This window comes from Neptuniibacter sp. (genome assembly GCF_024231755.1).
Taxonomy (GTDB): Bacteria; Pseudomonadota; Gammaproteobacteria; order Pseudomonadales; family Balneatricaceae; genus Neptuniibacter.
The window spans coordinates 1-7,279 of record NZ_JAAEQH010000070.1 but is presented as its reverse complement, the minus strand read 5'-3'; the positions used below and the strand labels follow the sequence as shown (position 1 = coordinate 7,279).

The following is a 7,279-nucleotide window of genomic DNA, read 5'->3' as shown; positions in this document are numbered from 1 at the left end:
CAGTGAAATGTCGAGACCTTTTCAAGCTGACTGACAAAGTAGATGGTCGTTTTAGAACCCACCCTACGGGGCTTACAGAGCAACTGAATCACTTTGTTAATGATTTTCGACAGGCAACCAGCATGCCTGTAATCATTGCCTTGTGCTTCAATTGCTCTGTAAGCCTGAGTCGTATAGGACTTATTCGTAGGTTCCTTAGATCACTGCAAGTATACCAATCACCGTATAGTGAGTAGAGAATAAATACCTCTATCAAAGTGGTTTTATTATCCCCGACATAAAGCTACATTAGAAAGATGAAATCCAGCATCGATCTTTACAACAATAAAACGGGATCAAACAATGCAACGCGTACTCTTAGTGGTTATAGTCGCCGTACTAGCTGTCGCAGCTTACCTTTTTCTACAGCAGCAACCGCCACAACCATCCCAAACAGATTCCTCACCGTCAGCTCCTGTCGTATCAGATAAGGTCCAGCAAGAAGCTGAAGAGCATATCAACCGCCTTACTCAGGGAGCAGAAAGGCCTATCGCCATCGAGAAGGCTGACAATTTTGTAACCGCAGACCAACTACTTGATCTACCTGCAGTAAAAACTGCAACGACAGCTGAGCTAGTTGCGGAAGAAGTACCAGATACCCCGAATACCACTTCTGCAGAAGCAGGCACCTATGCAGTTTCCAGCCATCTAAGCGTTATCAGCACAGGCAATAAAACACCTCAGACAAACAAGCAAATTGAAGCTATAACGGTGCAGTTGGCAAACCAGATAAAGCTACAGGAACTATTGGATGATCCTGATCAGTCTGCACAAAAGGTCTACTTTATTCATGCCGTTAATGAGGGTGATCATGAGGGGCTGTGGGGCATAATCCAACACGGCCTTATGCGTACATTTACTTCGGGCCTTACACTACCCGGTCAGGAAAAAGCAGTGTATGTGGATATCCCCAAAGAAGCTGACGAAAAACTAGCTGATACGCGCAGCTCTTTTCTGGGCCAGATTCTGAAAAGGAAAGTAGATAAAACCTACATCTACAACTACGAAAAAGGGATTCTTGGTGAAAACCCTGATCTTATTAAACCCGGCCAGCAACTTATTATTGTTACCTTCACCGAACAGGAACTGATTGGTATCTACAATCACTTTGTGAATCTTTAAGGAGTAGAGATGATAGAGCTTTATACGTGGGGAACACCAAACGGACGTAAGGTTTCAATTATGCTGGAAGCGTTGCGTTTACCTTATCAGGTGCACCCGGTAAATATCCTTGAAGGTGAACAGTTCGAACCCAACTTTCTTAAAATCAGCCCTAACAATCGTATTCCTGCACTCGTTGATGATGAAGGTCCAAATGGTCAACGTGTAGAACTATTCGAAAGTGGGGCAATCCTGCTCTATCTTGCCGAAAAAACCGGAGAATTTATCCCTAGTGATCCCATGGAACGCCTTGATTGCATACAATGGCTGATGTGGCAGATGGGCGGTTTTGGCCCCATGCTAGGACAAGCTCATCACTTCAATAAGTTCTCCAAGGAACAGGTTCCCTATGCCCAGCTGCGTTATAACGATGAAGCACAACGTTTATGGGGAGTTCTAGACAATCAATTGGCAGGTAAACAGTTTGTCATTGGCGAGGATCTTTCTATCGCAGACTTTGCTATCTATCCTTGGGCGATGCGTTATGAATGGCAACATGTGGACCCGGATAAGTTCCCCCATGTTAAAGCCTGGATAGAGCGGATGGGGCATATCGAGTTTGTGCAGCGAGGTATGCAGTTGCCATGATCGCCAGCCGCATTATCGGTCATCGGGGAGCAGCAGCGCTTGCTCCTGAAAATACCTTGGCAGGTATCCGAATGGCTGCAGAATGCGGAGTTAGGTGGGTTGAACTGGATATTACTTTATTGGGTGATGAAACACCGGTCCTCTGTCATGACGATGAGCTGGATCGCTGTACAAACCAAAGCGGCCCGCTATCCTTTCTGAGTGCAATTGACCTACCTAAATTAGATGCAGGGGTATGGTTTGATGGCAGCTGGGCAAATGAACCTATGCCTCACCTTTCGGATGCTCTTCTGCTTTGTCAGGAGTTGGAACTGGGTCTGAACCTAGAGATTAAACCCCATGGAATTGATGCCAATATCATCGCCCGCAAAGTATTTGAAGAGATCTCTGTTTACTGGCATCAGCCTGAAAAACTAATCATCAGCTGCTACGAACAGGAAGTACTATCCGCATATCGAAGCTTTGATCTGTTCGCACAACTAGGACTTCTCTTCGATCACCTACCAGATCTATGGCTTCTTAAAGCCCAAGCGCTGCAAGCGGTCAGTATTCATTGTGACTGCCAATTGATTGACCAAGATGAAATTAAGCAGGTTAAACAATCCGGCTACGATCTCTACTGCTACACCTGTAACGACACCGCTTTGGGTAAGCACCTTATAGAATCAGGTGTGGATGGGATATTCACCGATAACCCCACCCTGTTTAATTCTGACGAGTTCAGGGGACATCTCCAATCTCAATCAAGCGGTCAGCCTGCCTGAACGGTAGTCCTGAATCGCCTGTTCAACTTCATCCATGGTGTTCATCACAAAGGGCCCATACTGCGCTACCGGCTCTCCTATAGGCTTTCCAGACAGGACTAGCATTCTTGCACTGGTCTGATCTGTATTTATAGCAACAAAATTGCCTTGTCCGAGAACGTTAACCGCATTGTGCTCAAGTGCTTCGCCTTCAATGTTCGCTTGCCCGTCGAACAGATACACCAACGCATTATGTGTTGCCTCGATAGGTAACTCGACTTTTGAGCCCGGCGGCAGTTGCAGATCAATATATAACGGTTCTGTGTTTGGTGCAGAAATTGGACCTTGGATAGGCTCATCATCAATGGTTAACTCTCCTGCAATAACCTTGATGATCGCCCCACTAGCTAGTCTTTTTTCGGGAACCTGCTCGGGTTCAATATTCTGATAAGCCGCTGGTTTCATTTTCTCTTTGGCCGGTAAATTTACCCAGAGCTGAAAGCCACGCATCAGGCCCTCCACCATCTGCGGTCGTTCCTCATGAATCACACCATGCCCGGCCGTCATCCACTGCACTCCACCAGCGCGTAGATCCCCCTCATTGCCCATATGATCACGATGGATCATATGTCCATCCAACATATAAGTTACTGTCTCAAAACCACGGTGCGGATGAGGTGGAAAGCCCGCAATATAATCATCAGGGTTATCCGAAGAGAAAGCATCCAGCATCAAGAACGGATCGACCCGAGTGGATGGGTTTCTGCCGATACTGCGTTTTAGCTGCACACCTGCCCCATCCTGACTATCCACGGCAGGAATTACACGGCTTATTTTACGTCTAAGGCTGCTCATAACTGCTCCCTCCCATGTTCTGCTTTCAGATCAAATTCCGGACCTTTTGAGATCACACCAGATGGATTAATGGTGGTGTGACTTTGATAATAGTGAGAACGGATATGCTGCATATCCACTGTCTCAGCAACCCCTGAGTGCTGGTAGATATCACGCAGATAGCCGGACAACGCGGGGTAATCAGACAACCGCTTCCAATCGCATTTAAAGTGAGTGACGTATACCGGATCAAACCGTACCAGCGTAGTAAACAATCTAATATCAGCTTCGGTCAGTTGCTGCCCCAACAGAAATCGTTGTCCTGACAGACGCTGCTCTAGTTTTTCCAAAGCAGAAAACAACTGTTCTACTGCCTGATCATAGGCTTGTTGCGAGGTTGCAAAACCCGCTCGATAGACACCGTTATTTACCTGGTCGTAAATCCAACTATTCAGTTCATCAATCTCGGTACGTTGGACTTCGGGGTAATAATCACCCTCTTTCGCACCCAAGTGATCAAACGCCGTGTTAAGCATGCGAATTATTTCCGCAGACTCATTGTTAACGATAGTCTCTGTCTTTTTATCCCAAAGCACCGGTACAGTGACTCTACCGGTGTACTCCGGATCGGCCTTAGTGTAGATCTGGTGAAGAAAGTCACTGCCATAAAGGTTATCCCCATTGCTACCTGTAAAGCCTTCAGCAAAGGTCCACCCCTGCTCATGCATCAATGGATTCACCACATCGACGCTGATCAGATCCTGTAAACCTTTCAGCTCTCGCATAATCAAAGTTCGATGTGCCCAGGGACAAGCTAATGATACATACAGGTGATAACGACCAGCTTCCGCTGTAAAGCCGCTGACTCCAGTTGGGCCAGCACTACCGTCCCGAGTAATCCAGTTTCGAAACTGAGATTCGCTACGTACAAACTCACCGTTGTGGCTTTTGGTGTCATACCACTGGTCGTGCCACTCACCTTTAACTAACAGTCCCATAACCCAAAACCTCAGAATTAGTAATTAGTGTATAGCCGAAATCTGCTGGCTAGCTTGCTGTAAAGATTGCTCAGCCAGATCTCCCATTGCCAGACCTTCCGCATAAATCACTTCAATATTGTTCAGACCAATAAAACCTAGGAACTGCTTTACAAACGGGATCTGGAAATCAATTCCGGCATCGCGATACATACCACCGCGGGTAGCAATCAGATACACAGGCTTATTGTCCAACAGGCCCACTGGACCAGTTTCTGTATAGGTAAAGGTCACACCGGCACGGGCCAGCAGATCAAAGTAGGACTTCATCTGGGTTGGCACATTAAAGTTATAGAACGGCACCCCAATGACGATTTCATCGGCAGCTTTTAATTCTTCAATCAGTTCATCAGAACGCTGCAGAATCGCACGCTGCTCCGCTGTATGTTCTTCTGCAGGACCGCGCAATGCCCCCACAACGACACCATCCATATGCGGGATATTCTCTTCGATCAGGTCACGAACGATGACTTCACCCTGTGGATTAGCTGCTTTCCACTGTTCAATAAAGGTCGTTGCCAACTGGCTGGACTGACCGTCATCCCCAAAAATACTCGCTTTAATATGTAGAAGAGTTGCCATGTTATTCACCCTATAAATTGTTATCTGCTCAGTCGGTTCAGGAACCTTAGAAACCCTGGAATTAGAAACCGAGGAATTAGAAACCTAGGAACAAGCCCTGAATTGGATGAATCTATTTTTATATTTATTAAAATGATTAAAAACAGCTAAAATTAGCTTAATTCAATCGAATTATTAGATATGTTATGCCTCAAGTCTCTCTTGAACAGTGGCAAACCCTGTTAGCGGTAGTTGATCAGGGTGGCTATGCCAATGCCGCAGAAGCTCTGAACAAGAGCCAGTCCACTGTGAGTTATGCGATCCAGAAATTAGAAACCAGCTTAAACGTTCGGGTTTTTAGCATTGAAGGGCGTAAAGCGGTTTTGACAGAAGCGGGAAAAGCTTTGTATCAACGTGCGAATACGCTGGTTGAAGAAGCGAAGCAGATGGAAGATCTGGCCTCACAATTTGCAGAAGGGTCAGAACCTGTTATCCGTATTGCTATGGATACGTTGTTTCCTGAATGGCTTATGCTTGAAGTGATAGAGGAATTTACTAAGCAATCACCTCTCACCCGAATAGAACTCCGTGAAACAGTACTAAGCGGGACAGATGAAGCACTGCTGCGTAAAGAAGCAGACCTCGTAATCGGGGGCAGGGTCCCGCCAGGTTTTCTTGGCGATCCTATCCTTCAAGTAGAATTTAACGCAGTAGCTGCACCTAATCATCCGCTTCATCAATTGGGGCGTGACTTGAACTATCAGGACCTACGCCTGTACAGACAGCTAGTCGTAAAAGACTCTGGGAGCAGAGATATAGATGCTGGCTGGTTAGGAGCACAACAGAGACTTACACTGGGAAATTTACGAACCTCCATCGATGCAGCCTGTAAGGGCCTAGGCTACGCATGGTATCCCGTGTTAAAGATACAAAAAGAATTAGAGCAGGGAAGATTAATACCACTGAAGCTCACCGTGGGTGGTATCAGAAATGTACAGCTTAACCTTGTTTATGCTGATGGAGATTATGCAGGACGATCGATTCGTCTATTTGGTGAAATACTGAAACAGGCGCTGCAAAAACTTAATCTGTAGTGAGTGATTGTAGCGACTAATCTGTGCTAACGACGCAATTACGTCCCCTGCTTTTCGCCAAATAGAGTGCATCATCGGCACGCTTCAGGAATGTTTCAAGTGTATCGTCAGCCTGCAAGTGACTAATGCCAATACTAACCGTTCTAGAGACCAGTTCACCGGTAGCAGATTTAAGCTGAATAACACCAAGACGTTGCTTTAAGCGCATTGCCGCTTGCATTACAGCATCATGATCGGCTTCAGCCATAACAACACAGAACTCTTCCCCTCCCAATCTAAAAGCTTTGTCATTATGGCGACAAAACTCAATCAAGCACTTACCAACCTGGGAGAGGATCTGGTCACCCATATCATGACCAAAATAATCATTAACCGACTTAAAATGATCGATATCTAACATAAAAACGGACAAGGTTTTTTCAGAACCTTTGGCTAAGCTAACCTGTTCTGGAGCCCAATCAAAGAAGTAACGGCGATTAAATAATCGGGTCAGTTGATCAACCCTCGCTTTGTCCCGCCAATTATCCCTATCAATATTAACCTGTTGGATTAGCTTGCGATGATCCCGGCTCAATTTGAACAAGCCAACGGTAGCTATAGTCATTCCAAGCGGATATGCCGCATTCTCTAATAGGTTCAGAAAATCATATTGATCTATTAAAAACTCATCCAAGAGGTCCGCAGTATTTGCCAGAGTAATAATGCCGAAACCTGAGAGCAAGTAATTGAAAGTGATGCTCCTAAGATGAGCAAAAGCGATACTGATAATCCAGAACTGTACCAGTATCAATAAAAGCGATTCTCCCAGTACATCAAATAATTCGATCTCTCCCTGAATTGCGGGAAGTTCCAAGATCCACAAAGACGTAACCAAAACGGTGAGAGGACAAAACAGGATTACAAAGAAGGATACTAAAAGCAGTGGGGACTTGTGCGGAGGAGTTTGGTACATCAGAGCAGTCCCGAATCTTCAAATGCTATACAAATAAATTGCCCATGAGTTCAAGCAGATTTAAATTTAGTTTAGCAAAGAGGAATACAACGTCTAAGATCGAAACATTAAAAATATCGAAGTTTTGATCTGTAGTAGCTCAGACTTGATCTGACAGTTACCCGTTTCTATCTGGTGTCTGTCAGTTTAGATCTGGGCTAAATTCTTCTCTGCCCAAATCGATTTACCATCAAGCAATGTTTCCATTGGCGTTCTACCGCAGCATATTTT

At 45.4% G+C, this 7,279-nt stretch carries 9 protein-coding genes; 5 read left to right on the top strand and 4 right to left on the bottom strand.

What is annotated here, in order from left to right; genetic code table 11:
* The 4 genes from GY843_RS03490 to GY843_RS03475 form a co-directional block, all read left to right on the top strand.
* A partial coding sequence (locus GY843_RS03490) for a hypothetical protein (protein ID WP_297306563.1) occupies positions 1 to 236 on the top strand: 236 nt, incomplete at its 5' end.
* Between the two features lie 106 nt (positions 237 to 342).
* Positions 343 to 1,161: a hypothetical protein gene (locus GY843_RS03485; RefSeq protein WP_297306561.1), complete on the top strand. Its 819-nt coding sequence runs from the start codon at positions 343 to 345 to the stop codon at positions 1,159 to 1,161.
* 9 nt (positions 1,162 to 1,170) lie between these two features.
* Positions 1,171 to 1,788, top strand: a complete 618-nt coding sequence (locus tag GY843_RS03480; protein WP_297306559.1) for a glutathione S-transferase N-terminal domain-containing protein — start codon at positions 1,171 to 1,173, stop codon at positions 1,786 to 1,788.
* A complete protein-coding gene (locus GY843_RS03475; RefSeq protein ID WP_297306557.1) occupies positions 1,785 to 2,552 on the top strand; it encodes a glycerophosphoryl diester phosphodiesterase in 768 nt (255 codons plus the stop codon). The genes GY843_RS03480 and GY843_RS03475 overlap by 4 nt, the downstream gene beginning before the upstream one ends.
* Here the strand turns inward: GY843_RS03475 and GY843_RS03470 are convergent.
* Genes GY843_RS03470 through GY843_RS03460 form a run of 3 tightly spaced genes read right to left on the bottom strand, consistent with a single transcriptional unit; the run spans position 2,532 to position 4,984 of the window.
* On the bottom strand, positions 2,532 to 3,386 hold the full coding sequence (locus GY843_RS03470) for a pirin family protein (RefSeq protein ID WP_297306554.1): 855 nt from the start codon (positions 3,384 to 3,386) through the stop codon (positions 2,532 to 2,534). The genes GY843_RS03475 and GY843_RS03470 overlap by 21 nt on opposite strands.
* Positions 3,383 to 4,363, bottom strand: coding sequence for a glutathione S-transferase family protein (locus GY843_RS03465; protein ID WP_297306552.1), 981 nt, complete (start codon positions 4,361 to 4,363; stop codon positions 3,383 to 3,385). The genes GY843_RS03470 and GY843_RS03465 overlap by 4 nt, the downstream gene beginning before the upstream one ends.
* A gap of 24 nt (positions 4,364 to 4,387) precedes the next feature.
* Positions 4,388 to 4,984, bottom strand: a complete 597-nt coding sequence (locus GY843_RS03460; protein WP_297306550.1) for an FMN-dependent NADH-azoreductase — start codon at positions 4,982 to 4,984, stop codon at positions 4,388 to 4,390.
* Between the two features lie 185 nt (positions 4,985 to 5,169).
* On the opposite strand from GY843_RS03460, the gene GY843_RS03455 reads away from it, so the two are divergent.
* Positions 5,170 to 6,057, top strand: coding sequence for a LysR family transcriptional regulator (locus GY843_RS03455; protein WP_297306548.1), 888 nt, complete (start codon positions 5,170 to 5,172; stop codon positions 6,055 to 6,057).
* A 16-nt stretch (positions 6,058 to 6,073) separates the two neighbouring features.
* Here the strand turns inward: GY843_RS03455 and GY843_RS03450 are convergent, their stop codons facing one another.
* Positions 6,074 to 7,009 carry a GGDEF domain-containing protein gene (locus tag GY843_RS03450; protein ID WP_297306546.1) on the bottom strand — a complete coding sequence of 312 codons (936 nt, stop codon included), beginning with the start codon at positions 7,007 to 7,009 and terminating at the stop codon, positions 6,074 to 6,076.
* Positions 7,010 to 7,279: the final 270 nt, after the last annotated feature.

Excerpts from the sequence above, each read along its gene's own strand:
- GY843_RS03485 (WP_297306561.1), top strand. The coding sequence starts at position 343 with ATGCAACGCGTACTCTTAGTGGTTATAGTCGCCGTACTAGCTGTCGCA.
- GY843_RS03480 (WP_297306559.1), top strand. The coding sequence starts at position 1,171 with ATGATAGAGCTTTATACGTGGGGAACACCAAACGGACGTAAGGTTTCA.
- GY843_RS03475 (WP_297306557.1), top strand. The coding sequence starts at position 1,785 with ATGATCGCCAGCCGCATTATCGGTCATCGGGGAGCAGCAGCGCTTGCT.
- GY843_RS03470 (WP_297306554.1), bottom strand. The coding sequence starts at position 3,386 with ATGAGCAGCCTTAGACGTAAAATAAGCCGTGTAATTCCTGCCGTGGAT.
- GY843_RS03465 (WP_297306552.1), bottom strand. The coding sequence starts at position 4,363 with ATGGGACTGTTAGTTAAAGGTGAGTGGCACGACCAGTGGTATGACACC.
- GY843_RS03460 (WP_297306550.1), bottom strand. The coding sequence starts at position 4,984 with ATGGCAACTCTTCTACATATTAAAGCGAGTATTTTTGGGGATGACGGT.
- GY843_RS03455 (WP_297306548.1), top strand. The coding sequence starts at position 5,170 with ATGCCTCAAGTCTCTCTTGAACAGTGGCAAACCCTGTTAGCGGTAGTT.
- GY843_RS03450 (WP_297306546.1), bottom strand. The coding sequence starts at position 7,009 with ATGTACCAAACTCCTCCGCACAAGTCCCCACTGCTTTTAGTATCCTTC.